This window comes from Paraburkholderia madseniana (genome assembly GCF_009690905.1).
Lineage (GTDB): Bacteria > Pseudomonadota > Gammaproteobacteria > Burkholderiales > Burkholderiaceae > Paraburkholderia > Paraburkholderia madseniana.
Genome location: NZ_VOSW01000001.1, coordinates 1 through 22,146, shown reverse-complemented (window position 1 = coordinate 22,146; position 22,146 = coordinate 1). Strand labels below are relative to the sequence as shown.

The 22,146-nt window shown below is 61.9% G+C and carries 14 protein-coding genes; 13 read left to right on the top strand and 1 reads right to left on the bottom strand.

The window, feature by feature from the left end:
* Nucleotides 1–5: 5 nt before the first annotated feature.
* The 13 genes from FSO04_RS47335 (at nucleotide 6) to FSO04_RS00010 (ending at nucleotide 19,261) form a co-directional block, all read left to right on the top strand.
* Nucleotides 6–836, top strand: a complete 831-nt coding sequence (locus FSO04_RS47335) for a type VI secretion system protein TssA (RefSeq protein ID WP_233464694.1) — start codon at nucleotides 6–8, stop codon at nucleotides 834–836.
* Between the two features lie 244 nt (nucleotides 837–1,080).
* Entirely contained in the window at nucleotides 1,081–2,580 is a 1,500-nt protein-coding gene (amaB, locus tag FSO04_RS00065; protein WP_154557799.1) for an L-piperidine-6-carboxylate dehydrogenase, read from the top strand.
* A gap of 156 nt (nucleotides 2,581–2,736) precedes the next feature.
* Nucleotides 2,737–3,909 carry an NAD(P)/FAD-dependent oxidoreductase gene (locus tag FSO04_RS00060; protein ID WP_168435508.1) on the top strand — a complete coding sequence of 391 codons (1,173 nt, stop codon included), beginning with the start codon at nucleotides 2,737–2,739 and terminating at the stop codon, nucleotides 3,907–3,909.
* 123 nt (nucleotides 3,910–4,032) lie between these two features.
* Nucleotides 4,033–5,229 (top strand): aminotransferase-like domain-containing protein, encoded by a 1,197-nt coding sequence (locus FSO04_RS00055; RefSeq protein WP_154557798.1) that lies wholly within the window; start codon nucleotides 4,033–4,035, stop codon nucleotides 5,227–5,229.
* A 489-nt stretch (nucleotides 5,230–5,718) separates the two neighbouring features.
* Nucleotides 5,719–7,509, top strand: coding sequence for a DUF2138 domain-containing protein (locus FSO04_RS00050; protein WP_154557797.1), 1,791 nt, complete (start codon nucleotides 5,719–5,721; stop codon nucleotides 7,507–7,509).
* Nucleotides 7,510–8,241, top strand: coding sequence for a DUF1175 domain-containing protein (locus tag FSO04_RS00045; RefSeq protein WP_414693358.1), 732 nt, complete (start codon nucleotides 7,510–7,512; stop codon nucleotides 8,239–8,241). It begins immediately after the preceding gene.
* A 5-nt stretch (nucleotides 8,242–8,246) separates the two neighbouring features.
* Nucleotides 8,247–13,043, top strand: a complete 4,797-nt coding sequence (locus FSO04_RS00040; RefSeq protein ID WP_166618133.1) for an alpha-2-macroglobulin family protein — start codon at nucleotides 8,247–8,249, stop codon at nucleotides 13,041–13,043.
* A gap of 11 nt (nucleotides 13,044–13,054) precedes the next feature.
* Entirely contained in the window at nucleotides 13,055–14,971 is a 1,917-nt protein-coding gene (locus FSO04_RS00035) for a DUF2300 domain-containing protein (protein ID WP_414693357.1), read from the top strand.
* A gap of 203 nt (nucleotides 14,972–15,174) precedes the next feature.
* Complete coding sequence (locus tag FSO04_RS00030; RefSeq protein WP_174825266.1) at nucleotides 15,175–15,954, top strand: YfaP family protein; 780 nt, start codon at nucleotides 15,175–15,177, stop codon at nucleotides 15,952–15,954.
* 22 nt (nucleotides 15,955–15,976) lie between these two features.
* Nucleotides 15,977–16,774 (top strand): YfaP family protein, encoded by a 798-nt coding sequence (locus tag FSO04_RS00025; protein WP_154557793.1) that lies wholly within the window; start codon nucleotides 15,977–15,979, stop codon nucleotides 16,772–16,774.
* A gap of 147 nt (nucleotides 16,775–16,921) precedes the next feature.
* Nucleotides 16,922–18,028: a YjgN family protein gene (locus FSO04_RS00020; RefSeq protein ID WP_154557792.1), complete on the top strand. Its 1,107-nt coding sequence runs from the start codon at nucleotides 16,922–16,924 to the stop codon at nucleotides 18,026–18,028.
* A gap of 19 nt (nucleotides 18,029–18,047) precedes the next feature.
* Nucleotides 18,048–18,494, top strand: a complete 447-nt coding sequence (locus FSO04_RS00015; protein WP_166618128.1) for a M48 family metalloprotease — start codon at nucleotides 18,048–18,050, stop codon at nucleotides 18,492–18,494.
* A 386-nt stretch (nucleotides 18,495–18,880) separates the two neighbouring features.
* Entirely contained in the window at nucleotides 18,881–19,261 is a 381-nt protein-coding gene (locus FSO04_RS00010; protein ID WP_154557790.1) for a hypothetical protein, read from the top strand.
* Nucleotides 19,262–19,321: 60 nt separating this feature from the next.
* Here the strand turns inward: FSO04_RS00010 and rpoD are convergent, their stop codons facing one another.
* A complete protein-coding gene (gene rpoD / locus FSO04_RS00005; RefSeq protein WP_168435507.1) occupies nucleotides 19,322–21,325 on the bottom strand; it encodes an RNA polymerase sigma factor RpoD in 2,004 nt (667 codons plus the stop codon).
* Nucleotides 21,326–22,146: the final 821 nt, after the last annotated feature.

Below are 22,146 nucleotides of genomic sequence, written 5' to 3'. Positions count from 1 at the left end.
TCGCCGTGCTGTTCGCTCGGAGCCGGACAAAGCTGGCCGGCAGTGCTGGTTTCGCGGAGGGCATGGCTTTGCTGGCAAGCTGGCTCGACCTCTACCCCGACACGATCCATCCACAACTCGCGGTGGATGCGGATCGCGATGCTGCGTTAGAGATACGATCGAACGCACTCCAGGCGCTAACCGACGTCGATGGCCTGCTGTCGGATCTGCGGGAAATATTCCTCGTCAAGTCGACCGCTACGCGCCTGCAGGTCCGGGACGTGGAACGTGCATTTGCCCGACCACGCCCAGCCGACGCGCTTTCGCAGGACTCGGTGCGACAGCAACTGGACGATCTGCGCGCGCAGACTTGCGCAGTGTTGAGTGGATTCGATCAGGCGCTGGCGAGTTTCGAGGGCATCGAGACATGGTCCGAACTGCATCTGCATTCATTTGCCCCGGATCTGTCCGCGCTCGGTAACGTGCTGCGGCTGTTTGCGCGGCCAATTGAAAGCCTGGCCGCGCACGACGGCGTTCTGGAAGACGCAGCCGCTTGTGTAACGCAGGTCGGCGATATGGGTGCGCCACTCGACGTTACAACTACCGTACAGGTTGCGACAACGCCGCATGCAGCCGAGCCGGGCCAGCCCATGCGGAGCGCCTGCACGTCCGCGACTGATCGACTGATGGCTCTGGAGAAAATGCGCGAGGCACGGCATTGGTTCGAAACCCACGAGCCCAGCAGCCCAATTCCGGTGCTGCTACGGCGCGCAGAGCAGTTCGTGGGCAAGCGCTACGCCGAGGTGGTGCAGGCAATCCCGCCGGAGCTGCTCGTGCAGTGGGATACCGAGGCGTGAAGGTCGTTTGCGAATTTCCAATAAGAAACGACTGAACAAGCCATACCGCGCTGCCGGGGTGTCGGCAGCACTGGCCCACGACACCGCCCGACGCCCCGCCATCTCTACGGCGCACCAAGCTCACAAGCCCATCCAGCCCGATCCGCCACCCAACCCCGGGGCAAATACCCTTGCCGCCGCAAAATCCCGCGTGTATAGTTTCCGAACTTACTCTTGTTTCGCATCGGAAATTAAAGGGATTCTCATGGACGCTTCCACCATCCTCGCCGACCTCGGCATCGCCCACGCGGCGCAAGCCGGCGACATCGCGGTTCATTCGCCCATTACCGGCGAACTCATCGGCCGTGTGGCCAGCAACACAGTGGCGGAAGTCGACGCGGCCCTCGCCAATGCGAAAGAGGCATACACGGCCTGGCGCAACGTTCCGGCGCCGCGCCGCGGCGAACTGGTGCGCCTGCTCGGCAACCGTCTGCGTGAAAAGAAGCACGCACTTGGCAGCATCATCACGCTCGAAACCGGCAAGATCCTGCAGGAAGGCTTGGGCGAAGTGCAGGAAATGATCGACATCTGCGACTTCGCGGTCGGTCTGTCGCGCCAGTTGTACGGTCTGACGATCGCCTCGGAACGCCCGGGCCATCGTATGGCTGAAACCTGGCATCCGATGGGTACGTGCGTCGTGATCTCGGCGTTCAACTTTCCGGCCGCGGTGTGGTCGTGGAACGCGGCGCTGGCGCTGGTGTGCGGCAACGCAGTGATCTGGAAGCCGTCGGAAAAGACGCCGTTGACCGCGCTTGCCGTCAACCAGATTCTCAGCGAAACACTGAAGGAATTCGGCGACGCGCCGGCCGGCCTGACCGCACTGATCAACGGTGGCCGCGATGTCGGCGCGAAGTTGGTGGCCGACCCGCGCGCATCGATCGTCAGTGCAACGGGCAGCACGGAAATGGGCCGTACGGTCGGTGTTGAAGTGGCGAAGCGCTTCGGCCGCTCGCTGCTCGAGCTCGGTGGCAACAACGCGGGCATCGTCGCGCAAACGGCGGATCACGAACTCGCGATGCGCGGCATCCTGTTCTCGGCAGTGGGTACGGCGGGGCAGCGTTGCACGTCGCTGCGGCGTCTGTTCGTGCACGAGAGCGTGTACGACAAGACCATCGAACGTCTGAAGCAGTTGTATAGCAAGGTGCCGATCGGCAATCCGCTCGAAAAGGGCACGCTGATGGGACCGCTGATCGACAAGCAATCGTACGCTCGCATGCAGGAAGCGCTGCAGCAGGCTACGGCCGAAGGTGGCAAGGTGTTCGGCGGCGAGCGCGTCGAGGTGAAGGGCCATGAAGGCGGTTACTACGTGCGTCCGGCGATCGTCGAAATGCCGTCGCAAACGGCAGTGGTGCTGAAAGAAACCTTCGCCCCGATTCTTTACGTGCTGCGCTATTCGGATTTCGCAGATGCGGTCGATGCAAACAATGCGGCGGTGCACGGTTTGTCGTCGTGCGTGTTCACGACCGATCTGCGCGAAGCTGAACGTTTCCTGTCCGACTCGGGCAGCGACTGCGGTATCGCTAACGTGAACATCGGACCGAGCGGTGCGGAAATCGGCGGCGCGTTCGGTGGCGAGAAGGAAACCGGCGGCGGTCGTGAGTCGGGTTCGGATGCGTGGAAGGCCTATATGCGCCGCGCGACCAATACGGTCAACTACTCGTCGGCGTTGCCGCTCGCGCAGGGCATCGACTTCAATATCGACTGATCCGGCCAGTAGCGATACAGCGATAAAGCAGTCGATCAGTAGAGCATTCAGCAGAAAGCAGCGGCGCATCCACGCGCCGCTGTTCACAACTTCTTTCAGCAATTCGTTTGCGCCGCCCGCCGTTTCAGAGCGGCCACGCTACTCGTGGAGTGAGACGTGAGTTCCAAAGTCGTGATCGTCGGCGGTGGGGTGATCGGCAGCTCGATTGCGTATTTTCTGCGGCTTAATGATCCGTCGGTCAGCGTCACGGTGATCGAACGCGATCCGACGTATGCGCGTTCGTCGTCGGCGTTATCGGCGGCATCCATTCGCCAGCAATTCTCTACACCGCTTTCCATTCAGATGTCGCTATTTGGCATCGAGTTTCTGCGCTCGATCGGCGAGCGGCTCGAAATCGACGGCTCGAAGCCCTCGATCGATCTGCACGAAGGCGGCTATCTGTTTCTCGCCACGCCCGCCGGTGAGGCGACGCTGCGTGAGAATCACGCGCTGCAAAAGCGTCTTGGCGCCGATATCAGTTTGCTCGATAAAGACGCGTTGCAAGCGCGCTTTCCCTGGCTCAATACCGACGACCTCGTTGCCGGCGCTTTCGGCGAAAGCGGTGAGGGCTGGTTCGATGGTTACGGCCTCGTGCAGGCGCTGCGCAAGAAAGCGCAGGCGCTCGGCGCGCGCTACATTGCCGCCGACGTGACCGCGCTGCATCGCGACGGCAAGCATGTCACGCAAGTGCGAACCGCGGATGGTGAGGTCTACGCCTGCGATTTCGTAGTGAATGCGGCGGGCGCCTGGTCGCGCAAAGTCGCGCAGATGGCCGACATCGATCTTCCGGTGTTCGCGCGACGGCGCAGTATTTTCAATGTCACGTCGCCTGCGCGACTCGAACACTGTCCTTTGCTGATCGATCCCAGCGGCGTGTATTTCCGGCCTGAGGGCAACTCGTTCATTTGCGGTACATCGCCGTCAGCGGATAACGATCCCGACGATTTGCCGCTCGACGAAGTCGATCACGCACTATTCGACGACGTGATCTGGCCGACGCTCGCGCATCGCGTACCGCAATTCGAGGCGCTGCGCGTGCAGAACTGCTGGTCCGGCTACTACGAATACAACGTGCTCGATCAGAACGCAATCATCGGCTACCACCCGGACGTCGATAACTGCATTTTTGCCAATGGCTTTAGCGGGCACGGTTTGCAGCAGGGCCCGGCAACCGGCCGCGGTGTCAGCGAATTGATCCTTCATGGCCGCTATACGACGCTTGATCTTGGTTCGCTGAGTTTCACTCGTGTGCTCGAAAACCGGCCGATCGTCGAGAAGAACGTGGTTTAGCGCGCGCGTTCGAGGTGATGCGGAAAACGCAATACGTAGTGCGTAGATATCGTTTGCCGCCCACCCGGACGATGGCCACAATCGACGCGGATCTTCCATCGATGAAATAAGCGGCCCGTCACCATGTTCAAGTTCAATCCTGCATTCGAAGCGCCGACCGGTTCGCCGATCCGCGAGCTGTTCAAGTATCTGGCGCAACCCGGCATGATTTCGTTTGCCGGCGGCTATCCGGCGAGCGATCTGTTCGATCGCGAGGGTTTGGATGCGGCCGCCGCGCGTGCGTCGCAGCAGCCCACGCTCTGCCTGCAATATGGGCCGACTGATGGCCTCGCTGTCCTCAAGGACCAACTCGCGCTTTTGATGACGCGGCGCGGTACGCCTTGCACGCCGCAGGAATTGCTCGTCACGACGGGTTCGCAGCAAGGCTTCGATCTGCTGTTGCGCGTGATGGTCGCGCCGGGCGACGTGGTGCTGGTCGAACAGCCTGCCTATCCGGCGACCTTGCAGGCATTGAAGCTGCAGGAGGCGGACGTGGTGACGGTGCCGGTCGATCAGGACGGACTCGATGTCGCCGCGCTTGCCGCGTTGCTCGAAGCGGGCACATTAGCTCGCCCACCGAAGCTGCTCTACACCGTCCCGACCTTTGCCAATCCGACTGGCGCGACCTTGTCGCTCGAACGCCGCATGGCGTTGTTGAAGCTCGCGGCGCGTCATCATTTTCTGATCGTCGAAGACGATCCCTATGGCGATCTGCGTTTCAGCGGCGCGGCGCTGCCGTCGCTGCTCGCGTTGAGCGATCAGGTGCCCGGTTCACGCGACTGGGTCGTGCATTTTTCGAGTCTGTCGAAGATCGTCGCGCCGGGTTTGCGGGTCGGCTGGATGATCGCGCATGCGGAAATTTTGCGCCGTTGCGTGGTCGCCAAGCAGACCGTCGACCTGTGCAGTTCGCCGTGGACCCAGGCGATCGCCGCCGAATACCTCGCGAGTGGAGCGCTGGAGCGTCATCTGCCGAGGATCATCGACGCGTATGCCGTGAAGTGCCGCACGCTGTGCGATGCGCTCGATGAGCATCTGGGTGACGCCATCGCGTTTCATCGTCCTGCCGGCGGCATGTTCGTGTGGGCGCGATTGAAGGGCGGTCAGAATGCGTCCGACACGCTGCGCGCCTGTATCGAGCGCAATGTCATGTTCGTGCCGGGCGTCGCTTTCTATAAAGACAATATCGATTTGACGGCACTGCGCCTGTCATTTGCAGCGCCCGGTGTCGCCGAAATCGAAACCGGCGTGCAGAGAATGAAGCAGGCGCTCGCACTGTTTTGATGACAGCTAACGCGGCTAACATAATATTGGCGGTAAAGCAGTAAGGGCAATACATGAAATAACCCGGTGAGCACGTTGTGCGTAGCCGGGTTTTTTTATGCAGGTGCTAAGTCGCTGAGATTTAGCATAACCATCCCGATCCGGTAAAGAGGCATCAGGCCACGCCTAGCCGGACTACGCCAGCGGGCTCTCTTTTGCGCTGTTCAAGCCGGCAGCGGGCGCAAGCATCCCTTCCTTTGTATGCCGCCGCTTTCAGCCACCGTTTAACTCAAGCCGCTGCTTCAAACGAGCCCGCTTTCTAAAGATTTAATTTCGCTTGTTCAATATTTCCGTCAAACTCCTGAAACATGGCTGAATGTTAAATGGAGAGTCCCGCTGGTTTTGGGCTAAAAATATCGGTTATCATCGCTGCCTTCGGCGAATGATTTCGGTGAGTTAATTCATCGGCCATCCACGTTAATACCGTCGCATCGAACCAGAAAAAATCAGATGAAGATGTCGCGAAAAAAGATTGCAATCCTGGTAGTCGGTCTTCTGGTCGTGGCCGGCATCGTCATTCAGGCGGTGTGGCGTCCATTCGGGCATCGCAAAGCCGCCGGGACCAGCGAAATCGTGCTTGATATTCATCACCCGGATGCGGTGATCGACAGCGAAGCGCTCTCACGTTTGCCGCGCGACATTTTACGTGTGCCGCTGTTACACGACGTGCTGACTCAAGACTTCGTCGACTATTACGAATCAAACGACACACGCTTGTCCACAGAAGGCGCGCTGCGCCGTCTCGCGTTCGAACATCAACTCGACTGGCGCGATGAACTGATCCGCCGCGTATTCGACGAACCCGCGCATGTGCTGCTGTGGCGCTCGCCGGACGGCCGCCTCGGTTACTGGGTGATGTCGATGCACCGTAACGGCCTGGCGAAGCTGCTGCAAGGCTTCGGCAACGTCGCCGCGAGCGACTCGCAGTTGAGCCAGGTCGCCAAACTCTCCGGCGACGTACCAGTGTACGCGTTGAAGCTGGCGGTTGGCCGCACGATTCTGTTTGCCACGAAGGACGACCGCCTTGTGGTGATGTCCGCCCCGGGCGTGCTGCTCGACGCGAAAGGCAGCTTGCTGGGCGAGCGGGCTGACGCCGTGTCCGAGATGCTTTCTTCCGGCCGCGACGATGCGACGCGCGCCTATCAGCTGGACGCGCCGGGCGATGCGCCGAAGGGCCACCGGTTGGTGGTGTCGGCCAATTATTTGTCGTTTGGTTATCAGGCATTTTTCTCCGGCATCGACGCACTGCGATTCGATTTTTCGCCGAACGGCAGCGCTGCGGCGAACTGGCAGACTGCCGCTTTGATCGAGCCGGGCAAGTTGCCGCAAGCGTGGAATAGCGCCGACTTGTGGCGCGCGTTGCCGGCCAATCCGGCTGCGTGCACGAGCTTGCCGGCGGACTGGAAAGAAGCGTCGGGCCTGTTGGGCAAGGTGGCCGATGTGGGCGCGGATGGCGCTGCTGCGATCGGCGATCAGCTCACCGGTCCCGCGGCCGTCTGCTGGTATGCGAAGTCCACGTTGGTTGCGCCGGTGTTCGTTGCTCGCGTGAAGACACAGGACGCGGCGAGCATCGCTGCGCTGCAGAGCGCACTCGGTAAGACCTTTGGCGACGTGATCGGCGCGTACGAGGCGAAGGCCGCTAAATCCGGCGAGGCTGATTCGGGCTATCGCCGCTTGCCGGTCACGAAGCACGACCAGGGCGCCGGCGTTACCGTGTGGCAACGGCAGGTCAGCGCGCTCTCCGGTACGGCGCTGTCCAGCAAGGCGTCGTTCGCATCGCAACTGTCGGCGGAGCGCTATTTCCCGGTGACGCTCGCGCTGGCGCATGGTTATCTAATTTTCTCCCCTGATTCACGTCTAGTCGACGACACGCTCGCCGTGCTCGACAAGCGTTATCCGGCGCTGGCCGATACGCTCGCGCCGCAGCGTCTGCCGCGCACGATTCTCACGCTGACACCTTCCTCCGCGGCTGCGTTGATCGAACGCGAAGCGGGCGCGGCATTGCCGGCGGATCAGGAAGCGGTGTTCCGCAATGCGTCGCGCACCCATCTCGTGCCGAAGCTGCATGCGCTGGCACACTACCCGCCGGTTTCGTTGACGCTGCCGCAGAGCTTGCCGGGGTCGACGAGTTGGGTCCCGGTGGAGTGGTGGTTCGATCGCGCGAAGGCGGGTGCGGATGCCGGCGCCACCGCGGGAGTAGCAGACTCGCCTGCAGATCAGCCCGGCACCGAGGGCGACTAAGTGCGCTGCCTTCACGTCCCCGACGTGGCATTCGCGACGAATGCCCGCACGGCACGCCGCATCTGGCTCGCGCGCGCTGCTTCAGCGCTCGTCATGGCTAGCCTCGCGCCGTACGCGAACGCGCTCACCAGCACAACCGCATCGCCCGACCCCGACGCGCTCTCCCCGCAGCAATCCGCCGCATTTCGCGCGTGGTTCGTGCGCATCGTCGACCAGCAAATGCGCCGCGGTCCGACGCCGCGCTGGACGCAACGCGATTGCGCAGGCCTCGTGCGCTTTGCCGTCGGCGAGACGCTCAAGCCGCATGACACCAAATGGTTGCGCGCGAACGGCATGACCAGTCTCACGGACACCAGCAGCATGCCGCCCGAATTGCAACTGTCCACGTCGCAACGCGGAATCGCGAATCGTTGGACGCGGCTCGACGGGTCCACCGGCGCGTATGCGTCGGCGATCGCACTGATTCAACGCAATAGCCGTTTTGTTTCGAAGGACGTGAACCAGGCGCTGCCTGGCGACCTGTTGTTCTTCGACCAGGGCGACGACCAGCATCTGATGATCTGGCTGGATCGCTACATCGCTTATCACACAGGCACCGTTACGCCGACCGATACCGGTCTGCGCGCCGTGGCCGTCTCCGACCTGATGCAATGGAAAGATTCCCGCTGGCAGCCGCTCGACGGCAATCCGAATTTCGTTGGCGTGTTTCGTTTGGACTTTCTCACACCATGACCCGAATGAACTCCGTCACCGCGTCGCGCGCCTGGCTCGGCAACCTGAAACGCCGCGCAGGCTTCACCGTGGTCGCGCTCTTTGCGGCCCTGACGCTCGCCATCGCACCAACGGCCTATGCCGACGACGTCGCCTCGAGCAGCGCCGCCGACACCAACATCGCCGCGAACCCGACGCTGCAGACAGCGCCATCGAGCAACTTCGCGTCGCAGAAGGTCGACGGCCAGCCGTTCTTCCTGCTCTCGGATGCGAGCTTCGGCAGCGATCAGTTGGCGCAGGTGCGTCTCGAAGCGCCCGGGCGCGAGTTCAAGGATGCGCTGCAAGCGTATGGCGGTGCGGATATCGTCGTGTATCGCGTGCCGAAGCCGCTGGACTTTTTGAAGGCGCAGAAGAATCTGCATCGCCTGAACGTCGCGCCGAATTATCAGGGCGAAGGGCTGGCAAATACGCTGGCCTATCTGTGGGACCGCTGGTTCACCGAAGCGCGCCGCGCCTGGCAACGTGTGCTGTCGTTCGCGACGCGAAGCAAGGCAACCGAAGCCGAGCCTCAATTCAAGCTCGGCGAGCAGACCGGCAAACAGACGCAATTCCAGCGGAACTCGCAGTTCGCGCCGCTGAAGGGCTATGACATGGTCGCGCGCTTTCGCTATCCGATTTGGGACGCGAAGGTGATCGAGCCGCCGAAGGGTGTCAATCTCGAAGGCAGCAGCAGTAACTTCATCGAAGCGAGTTCGGGCAACGTGATGATTCCGGTGGGCAAGCTGCCGCCGGGGCTGTATATCGTCGAGGCGGTGATCGGCAACTATCGCGCGCATACCTTGCTGTTCGTATCGGACACGGTTGCGGTTGTGAAAGCGGCATCGAGTGGCATGCTGGTGTGGACCACCCGGCGCGATAACGGCAAGCCGGTGGCGAATACTGACGTGAACTGGACCGACGGCGTAGGTGTGCTGCAAAGCGGCGCCACCGGCAGCGACGGCGCACTGGTGCTGCAACACGTGAGCCCTGAGCGCAGTTACGTGCTCGGCACCGATCCGCAAGGCGGCGTATTCGTTTCGGAGAATTTCTACTACGACAGCGAGATCTACAACACCAAGATCTACGCGGTGACCGATCGTCCGATGTACCGGCCGGGCGACGCAGTGCATGTGAAGTTCATCGGCCGCACGTTCCAGAACGCGACGCAATCCACCGCGCCTGCAGAAGCCGATATCAAGCTCGACGTGCTCGATCCGAACGGCGCACCGGTGGCGACCAGCAAGGTGCATTTTGCTTCCGATACGGGCGCGGACGCGTCCTTCACGTTGCCCGCCGATGCTACCGCCGGTGGCTATACGCTGCGCTTCGATTACAACGGCGATGTATACGGCAGCGCATTTCGCGTCGCCGAATATGTGAAGCCGCATTTCGACGTCAACCTGTCGATGGATAAAACCGACTATGCGACGGGCGAGCAACTGAAGGGCAAGATCCAGTTGCGCTATCCGGACGGCAAACCGGTTCGCGACAGCAAGGTCTCGGTCACGCTGCGTGCGCAGAAAGTGACGATCGTCGATGGTGAACTGCGCTACGCAGGGCTGTTTCCGGTCAAGCTGGAACAGCAGGAACTCACAACCGATAGCGACGGCAATGCAAGCCTCACGCTGCCCGCTGCAAAAGAACCGAGCCGTTATGCGTTGACCCTGTTCGCGCAGGACGGCGCGGCCTACAAGGTACGTGTGACGCGTGAGGTGCTGATCGCGCGCGGCGCGACGCCTTATCGCTTGTCAACGGCCAAGTCGTTTTCGCAGCCGAAGGAAGCGGTCAAGTTCGATCTGCAGGCGCTCGGCACGATCGATCCGTCTTCGCGTGCGCCGGCCAAGTGGGAATGGACACGCCTTGAATCGCAGACTCATGGAGAAGGCGCAATCAAGGGAGCAACGGCGGGCGGCAAGCTGTCGTTCCCGGTGCAATTCGACGAACCGGGTTCGTACATGCTGTCGGTCAAGGACGACACAGGCAATCTGCTTGCAGCAGCGAGCCACTGGGTGGCGGGCGATGGCCTGAAGGCGATTCCGGGCAGCGTCGAGATCGTGTTCGATCGCGACAGGTACAAGATCGGCGATACCGCCGAGGCGCTGATTACCTTCCCGATGCCGGTCGACGATGCCCTCCTGACACTGGAGCGCGACAACGTCGAACATCGCGCGTTGCTGACAGCCGGCGGCGACTGGCTGCAGTTGCAACGCGTGGCGCCGTCGCAATGGAAGGCGCGTATCAAGGTCGGAGAAGCATTCGCGCCGAACATGACGTTCTCGGTGCTGTACGTGCATGCCGGCGAATACGTGTTCCAGAACGCGGGCATCGTGGTCGCGCAACCGCAGATCGAATTGAACGTGAAGAGCGGCAAGCCGGTGTACGGTCCGGGCGATACGGTCACGCTCAACTTCGACAGCACGCTGAACGGCAAGCCGGAAGCAGCGAATCTGACGGTCAGCGTGGTCGATGAAATGGTCTACGTGCTGCAGCCGGAGATCGCACCGAATATCGTCGACTTTTTCTATCATCCGCGTCGCAACAATGTGCGGACATCGTCGAGTCTGTCGTTCATTACGTACGACCTCGCGCGCTCGCCGTTGAAGGGTGCGCCGGGCGGGCCGCAACGCGCCAACTACAACGAGCGCGGCGTGAAGGTGCTCGAACGGCCGCGTCGTGACGATCAGGACACAGCCGCGTGGGAAGGTACGCTGAAGACCGACGCGAATGGCCACGCCACCATGACCTTCAAGATGCCGGACTCGCTGGCCCGCTGGCGCGTCACCGTGCGCGCGGCGGCGCCGGACGGCATGGTCGGACAACGTACCGCGTATGTTCGTTCGGACAAGGCGCTGTATCTCAAGTGGAGTGGGCCTTCGCATTTCCGCGTCAACGATCAGCCGGCCATCGACATGATCGCCTTCAATCAGACCGACGCGGATATGGACGCCGAGTGGGTGGTCGACGGCGGCGGTCTCTCGTTGAACCAGAAGGTCACGCTCAAGCGCGGCGCGAACTACCTGCGTTTGCCGACCGGTGCGTTGAAGGCGGGTGTGATCAACGCGAGCTTGCGTCGGGCGGGTAAGGATGTGGATCGCTTGCAGACCACCATCCGGCTCGATGCGAGCGGCTGGCTCGATCTGCATCAGAACACAGTGGCGCTCGACGGCTCGAACAAGCCGCTCAATCTGCCGCAAGATGCGCAGGACGTCAGCGTGCGCTTCATCGGCAGTGCCGCGAGCCAATTTGCACGTGTCGCCGACGATCTGATCAACTATCCGTACGGATGCGCCGAGCAGACGTCGAGCCGCCTGATTCCTTTGGCGCTCGCACACGATGCGATCGGCCGCGGCCTCGGTGGTGACAGCGGCGCCAGTTCGACGCAGGGGCTCGAAGCGCTGTTGCGCAATCAGCGGCAACGTCTGGCGATGTTGGCGGGTGTCGGCGGCACGTTCGGCTGGTGGGGCGATACGACCGGCGGCAGTTCGCTGATCACGACCTACGCGTACTACGCGGACTGGCTCGCGAGCCGCAGCCTCGGCATTACGCTGCCCGCCGACAACTGGCAGCATGCAATGGACGTCTATCGCGATGCCGGTGCGAAAGAGCCGCTGCTGCATCGCGCGTTGGCGCTGTGGTTCATGCAGCAGATGGGCCTGCCGGTCGCGACGCCGGTGTCGGGTGTTGCGGCGGACTTGCAGAGCGATGCAGCGGCCTCGGCCAATGCTTCCACTCCTGCGCGCAACGGCACGTATGGCGCGTCGGACAGCATCGTGTTCGCGCAAGCCGATTCGCCGCGTGGCAAGCAGATGGCGACGCTGCTGGTCGCCAATATGGCGCGTAGCACGAGTGCTCAACTGCCGGACGGCTTTGATGCAGCGGCGAGTGCCGCACGCACGGCATTGGTCAACGATCCCGCACCGCTCGTGCAAAGCCTGCTTTACATGACAGGTGGCGACGGCGGCGCGGCGATCGATGCATCGGCCTTGCTCGCGAAGAGCAGCGCCGACTACCCGACGCTCGATCGCGCACTGACGTTGCTGTGGGTGCGTAAAGCGCTAGGTGGCGACACGGCGCCGGCTTCGTTGCCGTTGCTGCAAGGTGCGGGTTGGACGCGCGCTGCGACGCCGACTGGCACGCCGCTGTGGAAGTGGACCGGCGCTGCTTTGCCTGCCACGCTCGATGCAGGCAGCGCGCGCACCGACGTGAACGCGCTGGTTGCGTTCCGCAGTCATACGAGCGAGGACAGCCGACTGAACATCACCGTCGAACGTCGTTTCTACAAGCTGGAGCCGCTCGAAGTGAAGGTCGATCCGAAGAAGGCGGGTGGCGCCGAGAGCCAACTGGGTCGCTCGGCATTTACTGCGCGCCTGGTAAAGCCAGGCGATGCGATCGACAGCAATGCGCTGTACGTCGACGAAGTCACGCTCACACCGCGCTCCGGCAATGCATACCACTACGGTCTGCTCGACGCGCCGCTGCCGCCGGGCGGCGATGTGGAGGCGACAAGCTGGGGCGTGTCGATTGACGGGTTGCCGGGCGAGAAGGAAGGGGTAAGCGGTCCGCAGCCGTTTGCGCGTGCCGCTTCGTATGAGATGGGCGAGCTGGCCTATCACCAGCCGGTGCCTTTGCTCGATCGTCCAGTGAGGCTGCGGCAACTGGTGCGCTTTGCATTGCCGGGTACGTTCGCGTTGCCGCCTGCGCGCTACTTCCGCATGTATCAGCCGGACGCCAAGGCGTTCGAAGGCGGCAAGAGCGATCGCATGACGACTCTGCGTATTCAGTAAGCGAGACCGCTATGTTCTCCGCTCTTCGGCACTCGCGCGATCGTCTGGCAGCTACGCTGCGGATTGCGCTCGCCGTGGGAGTGGGGTGTGTTTTGAGTGGCGCGGGTGTGGCAGCGACTGCGGCGATGGCATTGTCGACTGCGTCACTAGCTGCGGTGGCAAGCTCGGCGCCGAACGCGTCGTCAAGGTCGGCGACGAGCTCATCGCTAAATGTGCCGTCAACGTCGTCGCCAAGCTCATTGCCAGGATCGGCGTCAACCATATCGCCAACCTCGCCGTCAGCCGCACCACCGGTAAACATGCTGCGCTTCGCCTGGTTGCGCGACGGTCAATCGCTGCTTTGGCAATTCAACGCCGGCGGCGGCGCGGACGGCCTCGTGCCGCAGTCGGCGAGTCCGTTGCCGGCGACGCTGGAAACGCCGCTCGGCAGCGTGTGGAAGCTGTTCGTCTACGGTTATCTGGTCGATCGCAATATCGCTACGCCGGATTACACCTGCAGCGGCGGCGATCCTGAAGAAGTGTATTGCTGCATGACGGGCGGGCACATCGACCGCGAACATGCGCTGGTGCAATCATGCGGACGTTTTTTCGAGCCCGCACGCCTGCAACTCGATCCCGCCGATTGGCGCAAGTATTGGACCGCCGCGCATGCACCCGCGTGGCTACGCGACCTTCACGCGATGACACCGACGCACCGCGTGCCCGTGACCGACCTGCTCGCTGCATTGCAGGCGATGCCAGCCAAGCCGCGCGAAGCGGCGGCGAGTACGCTGGTGTCGGTGCTGACGAGCGGGCGCGGCGAAGGCACCGTGTCGCTATATGGCAGCCTGCTGCGCGCCAAAACCTGGACGATGCCGGATCCCGCGCGGCCCGGCGCCTCGATCGGCGGCGCGGCAGGCTGGCTCGCCGATGGCACGCCGGTGTGGCTCGGCGGCGCCGGCGGCAGCGCGCGCGTGCTGGCGGCCGCCGCGCCGCGCATCGCGCCGTTGCTCACACAAGTCGCTGTACCGGACGACAACGCGTGCGTGCTGGTCGACTTCTTCAGCCGTTATCCGATTCGCCAGGTGCTCGGCGACAAAGGTCCGGCTGCGGTACCGGACGGCCCGTTGCGTGGCGAGTTCCGGATCGGCTTCGTCAATGGCAACTGGGCACGTGTGGAAAGTCGAGGCGAACTGCGGCTCGATCGCGACGCTGCAGGCGCACCGCAAGTAGTCGGCCGTTTCGGTATGAACGACTACGTCGCGCGAGTGGTCGAGCGGGAGGGCGACACGAGCCAACCGGAAGCGGCCAAGGCGTTGGCGGTAGCGGCGCGGTCCTACGTCGTGCAGCACGGCAATCACGATCATGGCTGTTTCCGTATCGATGACAGCAGCAACACGCAGCGCGTCCTGCCGCGCGTGCCGACTGCCGCCGCGCGTCGTGCCGCGGATCTGACCGATGCGCTGGTGCTCACCGGCGTGCCGGTCCAGTATCACCACGACAAGGCCGCGCCCGGTCAGATGAGCTGGCTCGCCGCGAAGGCGTCCGCGCAAACCGGCCTCACGTTCGACACCATTCTCTCGCGCACCTGGCCGCAAGCGACCTTGACGTCGTTCGAGAGCCCCTTGTCCGGCGATTGCATCCAGGTGGCTGGCGCCCAGCAATGGCTGCAACGCAACGCGCCGTTGTGGGCGCGGCGTATGGACGGCGCGCCCGGCTACGAGACGCCCGATCTGCCTGCTGTGTGCGCGGTGCGCGAAGGTCGGCCGTATGCCGATGCGCAGCGCAATCGCGTGTACGTGTATCGCTTGCAGACCGAAGAAGACCGTATCGCGCTGGCGCATGAATATATTCACCTCGCGTTCCAGCATCATCCGCGTGGGCTCGATGAAGAATTCGTCGAACGTACCGCGCGCACGCTGATCCGTACCGACAATCCGATCCAATGAACACCGTCTCGCGCTCGCTTTCCGCCGTGTTCCGCGCGCTTCCTGTGATGCGCCACGTTCGAATTCCTGCGGCCATTGCCTTGGCGCCTCTTATGCAGTGCGTTCGAGTTTGCGTTCGCGTGGCTGTTACCTTGCCACCTCTTGCGCGCGGTGTTCGTTTTCACATGGCAATTGCTGTGGCCTCGGCTGCGTTGGCGGCGAGTATGGTGACGAACGTGCAAGCCGCCGGCGCGGACGGCAATGGCGGAGCGCTCGCCGACCTCACCGGCGCGTTCGGCGGCTGGCGCCACAGTGGGCTGACGAACGAAGGCGAGCACTTCGTCGCGGCGTATCCCCGGCCGCCGGTCGACCGTGGCGCGCAACGCTATCGCACGCTGATCGAAGGGTGCCTGAAGCACATCGACAAACACGCGCGCAAGCCGCCCACGCTGGTCGTCAACGGCAATCCAACGCCGCTCTATACCGACGACGAAGGCGCATTCGCACGCCCGTGGGCATTCGGCGCAGGCTCGAACAGCATCGAGTTGATTTCCGCCGACGGCAAGCAGCGCCAGCGCATGCAGTTCTACGAAGCCGACCGCAGCAAGCCGCAGGCGAAGCTGCGCGCGATCGTCACGTGGGATGATCCGAAAGCGCAGGTGGATCTGCACGTGATCACGCCGGACGGTCTGCACGCGTTCTTCGCCAATCCGACTCTCGAAGACGGCAGCGGCTTCGATGTCGATTCGGTGGACGGCGCGGGGCCGGGGATATTTTCGTCGGCGGCACCCGAGCACGGTACATGGCTGTTCTTTCTGAACTACTGGGGCAACTTCGATTCGATCGGCTACAACTTCGACGCCGCCGCGCACGAGCGCGACGTGATTACCGCGACGTTGACGCTGGTGTTCAATGAAAACACGCCGAACGAGCGGCGTGAAACGATGGTCGTGCCGCTGCGTAAGATCGGCGACCTGCAGCTCGTGAAAAGCGAGCGACTCTGACAGCGGGATGGGAGCAGTGACGATGAAGGTCAAGACGACGGGTTGGATGAAGGCTGGCTGGATGATGCTCGTCGTCGCCTGTTTGCAGGCTGCGACGGTGGCGCACGCGAGCGATATCGACTTCGGCGCGCCGTTGAACGGCTGGCGCAACACCAGCGGTGACAGCGAGCGCTATACGCAGGACGTGCACTATCCGGCGGTGTCGGTATCGACACCGGAAGGGCAGTCGAAGTTCGCGTTGATCGAAGGGCAGATCCGCAACACGCCGAAGAAGAAAAGCACCACGGTGGGCACGCTGGTGGTCGACGGCACGCCGTTGCCGCAGCGGGTGGAGGAAGACGGCAAGTTTTCGCGGCCTTACGCGTTTCCGTCCGGCAGCAACAGCGTGGAACTGCGGGCGCCGGATGGCTCGCGCAAGCGCGTGCAGTTTTACGACGCCTACAGCGGCAAGACGCAACCCAAGTTGCGCGTGGTGCTCGCATGGGACACCGATGGCACCGATCTGGACTTGCACGTGGTGTCGCCGGACGGCGTGCATACGTGGTATGGCGACCGGGTCGCGCCGAACGGCGGCGCACTCGACGTCGACGTGACGACCGGCTACGGCCCGGAGATTTACTCTTCGGCGGCGCCGTTGAAGGGCACGTATCTCGTCTATGTGAATTACTACGGTAACGGGAACAGCGGCAGCGATATGACCGTCGCGCAGGTGACGATCATCACGAACGAGAACACGCCGAACGAGAAGAGCGAAACCATTCGGGTGCCGATGCGTAAGCCGGGCGAGCTGACGCTCGTGAAAACATTCGTGATGCCGTAAAACAGTTGCTCTCTTGCGGGCCAGATTTCAAATTTTCACGCTGTCGTAGTCAGTTTTGCGAAGGAAAGACCACCCGCCCGCCGTGCATATGCGCTTATGCGCATGCGGGCCTCAAAAACGTATATTTGCCAGCCGGGGGAAGAAAAAATGAACTCACTCGACCAGAAGCAACCGCTGTTGAGCTATGACGGCAAGGTTGGAGAGCTGTACGGGATATTCATCAAGAATCTGTTGCTGCAGATCATCACGCTTGGCATTTATCGTTTTTGGGCCACCACGAATACCCGCCGATATATCTGGTCGCGCATGCGTTTTCAAGGTGAGCGATTTGAGTACACCGGAACGGGCGGCGAACTGTTCAAAGGTTTTCTACTGGCGATTGCGATTATCTTTGGCGCGATTGTCGGTGCTGGCATTCTTAGCGCGATTCTGCGCGCGATCACAGGGAGCGCTGCACTGGCTCTCGTGCCGATCATTGTGCTCTACATCGTGATCGCGGTGATCGCAGCAGGGGCGTATTTCAGCGCGCAGCGTTACCGCTTGAGCCGCACCCAATGGTGTGGGATTCGCGGCGGCATGACCGGCTCGTCGTGGGTCTACGGCGCGTACGCATTGCTGTATGGCCTGCTGTGCATCGTCACGCTTGGACAGATGGTGCCGTGGGTGTCCATGCGCCTTGCGGAGCGACGCATCAACGCGAGCAGTTTCGGCAGCCTGCCGTTTCATTTTGAAGGCCGCGCGCGTGCGCTGTATGGCGCGTTCGTCGGCACGTTTTTGGGCGTCGTCGCGCTGTTCGTCGTGCTCGGGGCAGTTTTCCTCAAGAGCATCATGGCGTTGCTGCCCATCGGGCATGCACCGCTGAAGGCCCATGATCCTGCCGCGTTCGCCGCATTCGGCTCGATATTCCTGTTCTACGTGCTGTTCATCGTCGGTGCGTTGCTGATCCAGTGCTTCTATCTGGCGTTGGTGACGCGCCATGTCATGGGTAATACGACGCTTGGCACGCAACTGCGCTTCGGCAGCAGCATTACCGCCGGGCGTCTGCTCGGCATGATGCTGGGCAATCTGGCGATCATCGTCTTTACGCTGGGTCTGGGTTTTCCGATCGTGTTGCATCGCGTGATGCGCTTCGCAGCCGATACGCTGCAGGTGTCCGGTCAACTCGACCCGCAGACGCTCGGTCAAAGCGATCAGCAACCGCCGCGCACGGGCGAAGGCATGCTGAACCTGCTCGATCATGGCGGCGCGTTCTGACGCGGTTGTGGAACCTTCAGTGCCGATCGGCGCATGCTATTACGATGGCCATACAGCCGCGCCTCACGTGGCAATGCTGCGCTGGAGCGAGGCGTTTCTGTCGATGTTTCGCAGCGCCGGTATCACTCTGATCAGCACAACCTTGGGTATCCATCTGGGTTTCGCAGACGTTTCTTCGCTGGCGGGGCGATTAGTGGGTTTGTCGTATAGCCGTGACATGGAACGTCTCGCCGATGCGAACGGCGTTGCCTATCTGCAAGCGAGCGGATTGCGCAGTGATGGGCTCGCGGCATTTTTTGCGTTGACGGAGAAGCGTAGCGCCAGCGCCAGCGGTGCGATCGAGTTTCTGTCGGATCATCCGCGTACGCTCGACCGGGAAGCACGGAATCAGGGATCGCCGGTCGGCGAGAGTGCGTTGACGGCGCAGCAGTGGGCGGCGGTTCGGGCAATGTGCGGGAAGTCGTGAGCCGTGCGACCTGTCGTGTCGGAAGCGTAGATGTGAAAACCAATGCGCTCAACGAGTTGGGTGACTCTTGCTCAGGATATCCACAGGCTTCTGAACAGTTTCTGTGGACAAATCGAACTATGGAATCCGTTCTGTAGAACCGCGTGTTGCGCAGTCGTCGTATACATTTCTGGCAGGCTCGTCGAGTGATCGGCGTGTGATGGCGCAATGCCATCCGATGGAGCTTACCGCTTCTTTCCGGCGCTCAAGTTTTGGCTTGCTGCCGTCGATAGGTCCTGTAAGCGGTCGTGCGTCGAACCGCCGTGTGCGAGCGTAATGGGTCTGTTTGCATTGCCACAGCGAACCGGAGGCGGCGCATGCGTTGGGCGAAATAAACGGAGGTTGCCATGCAAATCGACAGTGCGCTGTCGTCGACACTGCCGGAATCGGATCGCGCGACAACGAAGAGCCGGTCCGCAACGGACGACACGGCCACGCAGACTACAGCGTCAAATACATCCGGGCAGGACGACGCCGTCCATATCTCCGCCGAAGGCGCAGCGACGGCGGCGCAAGAGGGCAATACGGTTCAGGATGGTGCGGTAAGCGATTCAGCGGGAGAGGGCGCATCGACAACCGACGTCTCGGCGGTCAAGGCGTTTGCATACGGTACGCTGGGTCTCGAACGCCCGGATCAGCCTCATGAAGAGCGTAATGCGTTCTACACGGCTGGGCGTTGGCTGGCAGCGGGAATCACCATTGGCGGGATCATCTCGTTGCTTGCTTGAAATGGGAGAGAGATGCGCTTGTCGTGCATGACGCACGACAAGCGCAACGACCGGCTTGGCTTAGCGGTCGAGGAACGACTTCAGACGATCTGCACGGCTCGGATGCATCAGCTTACGCATGGCCTTGCTTTCGATTTGACGAATCCGCTCGCGCGTGACGTCGAACTGCTTGCCGACTTCTTCGAGCGTGTGGTCCGACTTCGTGTTGATGCCGTAACGCATACGCAGCACCTTCGCTTCGCGCGGCGACAGTGAGTCGAGCGCGTCGTCGATGGCGGCGCGCAAGTCGGCCTGCATTGCTGCGTCGGCCGGCGAGGAAGCTGCCGAATCTTCGATCATGTCGCCGAGCGTGGCGTCGCCGTCGTCACCGACCGGCGTTTCCATCGACACCGGCTGCTTGGCGATCTTCAGAATGCCGCGCACCTTCTCTTCCGACAGTTCCATGCGTTCTGCCAGCACCGACGGATGGGCTTCCTGACCGGTCTGCTGCAGGATCTCGCGCGAAATGCGGTTGAGCTTGTTGATCGTTTCGATCATGTGCACCGGCACGCGAATCGTGCGCGCCTGATCGGCGAGCGAGCGCGTCACAGCCTGACGAACCCACCACGTTGCATACGTCGAAAACTTCCAGCCGCGGCGGTATTCGAACTTGTCCACCGCCTTCATCAGACCGATGTTGCCTTCCTGGATCAGGTCGAGGAACAGCATGCCGCGGTTGACGTACTTCTTCGCGATCGAGATCACGAGACGCAGATTTGCCTCGATCATTTCGCTCTTGGCCTTGCGCATCTTCGACTCGGCCGCGACCATCTGACGATTGATCTCTTTCAGATGCTTGAGCGGCAGCGAAACGGTTGCTTCGATGTCGATCAGCTTCTGCTGTTCCGACTGGATTGCCGGCAGATGGCGCTCCAGTGCCGCGCCGAACGTCGACGCACCGCGCGCGGCGCGCTCGGTCCAGCCCAGATCGGCTTCATGACCCGAGAACGATTCGATGAACTGTTCGCGCGGCATGCCGCTCTTCGTCACGACGATTTGCAGAATGCGGCGTTCGATCGCACGAACTTGCGCGACCTGGTGTTGCACGTCGCCGCACAGACGGTCGATGGTGCGTGCCGTGAAGCGGATCTTGGCGAGGTGCTGCTGAATCTCTTCGCGGGCGCGCAGGTAAGCCTTCGAGCTGACGTCGCCGCGCGTGTGTGAGGCGTTCTGCTGGTCGGACAGAATGCCGACTTGCGCGAAGATTTCCAGGCAATCGCTGGTGAGTTGCTTCAGGCGTGCTTCGTCCGCTGCCGAGGAGTCGGCCGGACCGGCATCGTCGTCGTCTTCGCTATCGCTGTCGTCATCGTCGGTCGCGTCGGCGTCGACGTCCGCTGCGGCGTCCGCGCTCGCGCTGGCGTCTTCCGCCGCAACCGTTTCTTCATTCAGACCGTCGACGAGCTCGTCGATACGCAGTTCGCCGTCCGCGACCTGTTGGGCGCTTGCCAGAATGGCGGAGATCGCGAGCGGGCAAGCGGCAATCGCCTGCACCATTTCGTGAAGACCGTCTTCAATGCGCTTCGCAATCGCGATTTCGCCGGCGCGGGTCAGCAGCTCAGTTGCGCCCATTTCGCGCATGTACATGCGCACGGGATCGGTCGTGCGGCCGAACTCGGAATCGACGGTCGACAACGCGACTTCGGTTTCCTCGTCTGCCTGATCGTCCGACACCACGGCGGGGGCGTTCGAGTTGAGCAGCAGGGTTTCCGCATCCGGAGCCTGCTCGTAGACCTGCACGCCCATGTCGTTGAAGGCGCTGACGATGCTGTCGATCGCCGCCGTCTGCGCGAAGTTGTCGGGCAGGTGGTCGTTGATCTGCGCGTGGGTCAGGTAGCCTTGCTCCTTGCCCAACTGGATCAGCGCGCGCATCTGGCGCTGGCGTTCTTCAGCCTGTTGCGGCGGCAGTTCAGCCGCTACGGGGATCGCTTTGCCTGCGCCTTTGCCCTTGGCTGTACGGCCAGCGGGTGCCTTGGCGGTGTATCCGGCAGTTTCGTGTTGCGAATCTTCGCGATCAAAAGGGTTCACGTATTCTCCTCTAGAGGCTTCGCTATGAGACGCAAGACGCTACCGTCAGGCGTTTCGAGCATGGCTCAACATCACCTGAGTGACTCAACGCGGTTGTTTGGCTGTGCTCTGGGGAGCAAAAAAGATGAGCCCGCGCGAAGCGGGCCGATAGAAATGTGCGAAATTCGCGCGGCTCGCATTATATACGAGCTTGCGCCTTCGCGCGCATTATGAGCACACCAATTTGTCATGCGCTCTTGTCGCAGGGTCCCTTCATCGCCTGTCATCCGTAAGTTCAGGTGGGGGCAGAAGGCAGCACTTCAACTGCTCGTCGTGCGCGTATGCAGGCTCTTCACTATAGGCTATGTCGGCCACTCCCGCACGACCGGATGACTTTTCGTCGATCTTGCTCCATATAGTGGGGTGCATGTTTCGGCGTCAAATCGCACTTGGTCAAAAGAAAATTCACAAAAGGGGGTTGACGACCTGTCGGTCGTTCTTCATAATCTCGTTTCTCTGCTGCTGATGCAGCGACGCAGAACGAAGCGGTGCCGGGTGGTTGTGATGTTGACGGTTGATGTCAACCTCGCGCGGCGCTGTTCCGGTAGTGAGTGCGTACTCGATCTTTAAAAATTAACAGCCGATAAGTGTGGGCGCTTGATGCGCGACGCGCCGGTGGACTCTTCGGGGTCTGCCGGAAGCGAAAGTATCAAGTCTCACACGAGTATTAAAGGAAGGTTTTCCTGTCGGGGTGGATTCACGCCGGCAGGTTAATCATTCGTCAGTACGTTGAGTGAGCGACCGGTTCTTAACTGAACCGAAAAACAGTAACAGGTTTGAAC

What these genes read in the sequence shown, in the direction of transcription:
- amaB (WP_154557799.1), top strand. Translation starts at nt 1,081, where the DNA reads ATGGACGCTTCCACCATCCTCGCCGACCTCGGCATCGCCCACGCGGCG.
- FSO04_RS00055 (WP_154557798.1), top strand. Translation starts at nt 4,033, where the DNA reads ATGTTCAAGTTCAATCCTGCATTCGAAGCGCCGACCGGTTCGCCGATC.
- FSO04_RS00050 (WP_154557797.1), top strand. Translation starts at nt 5,719, where the DNA reads ATGAAGATGTCGCGAAAAAAGATTGCAATCCTGGTAGTCGGTCTTCTG.
- FSO04_RS00040 (WP_166618133.1), top strand. Translation starts at nt 8,247, where the DNA reads ATGAACTCCGTCACCGCGTCGCGCGCCTGGCTCGGCAACCTGAAACGC.
- FSO04_RS00035 (WP_414693357.1), top strand. Translation starts at nt 13,055, where the DNA reads ATGTTCTCCGCTCTTCGGCACTCGCGCGATCGTCTGGCAGCTACGCTG.
- FSO04_RS00030 (WP_174825266.1), top strand. Translation starts at nt 15,175, where the DNA reads ATGGTGACGAACGTGCAAGCCGCCGGCGCGGACGGCAATGGCGGAGCG.
- FSO04_RS00025 (WP_154557793.1), top strand. Translation starts at nt 15,977, where the DNA reads ATGAAGGTCAAGACGACGGGTTGGATGAAGGCTGGCTGGATGATGCTC.
- FSO04_RS00020 (WP_154557792.1), top strand. Translation starts at nt 16,922, where the DNA reads ATGAACTCACTCGACCAGAAGCAACCGCTGTTGAGCTATGACGGCAAG.
- FSO04_RS00010 (WP_154557790.1), top strand. Translation starts at nt 18,881, where the DNA reads ATGCAAATCGACAGTGCGCTGTCGTCGACACTGCCGGAATCGGATCGC.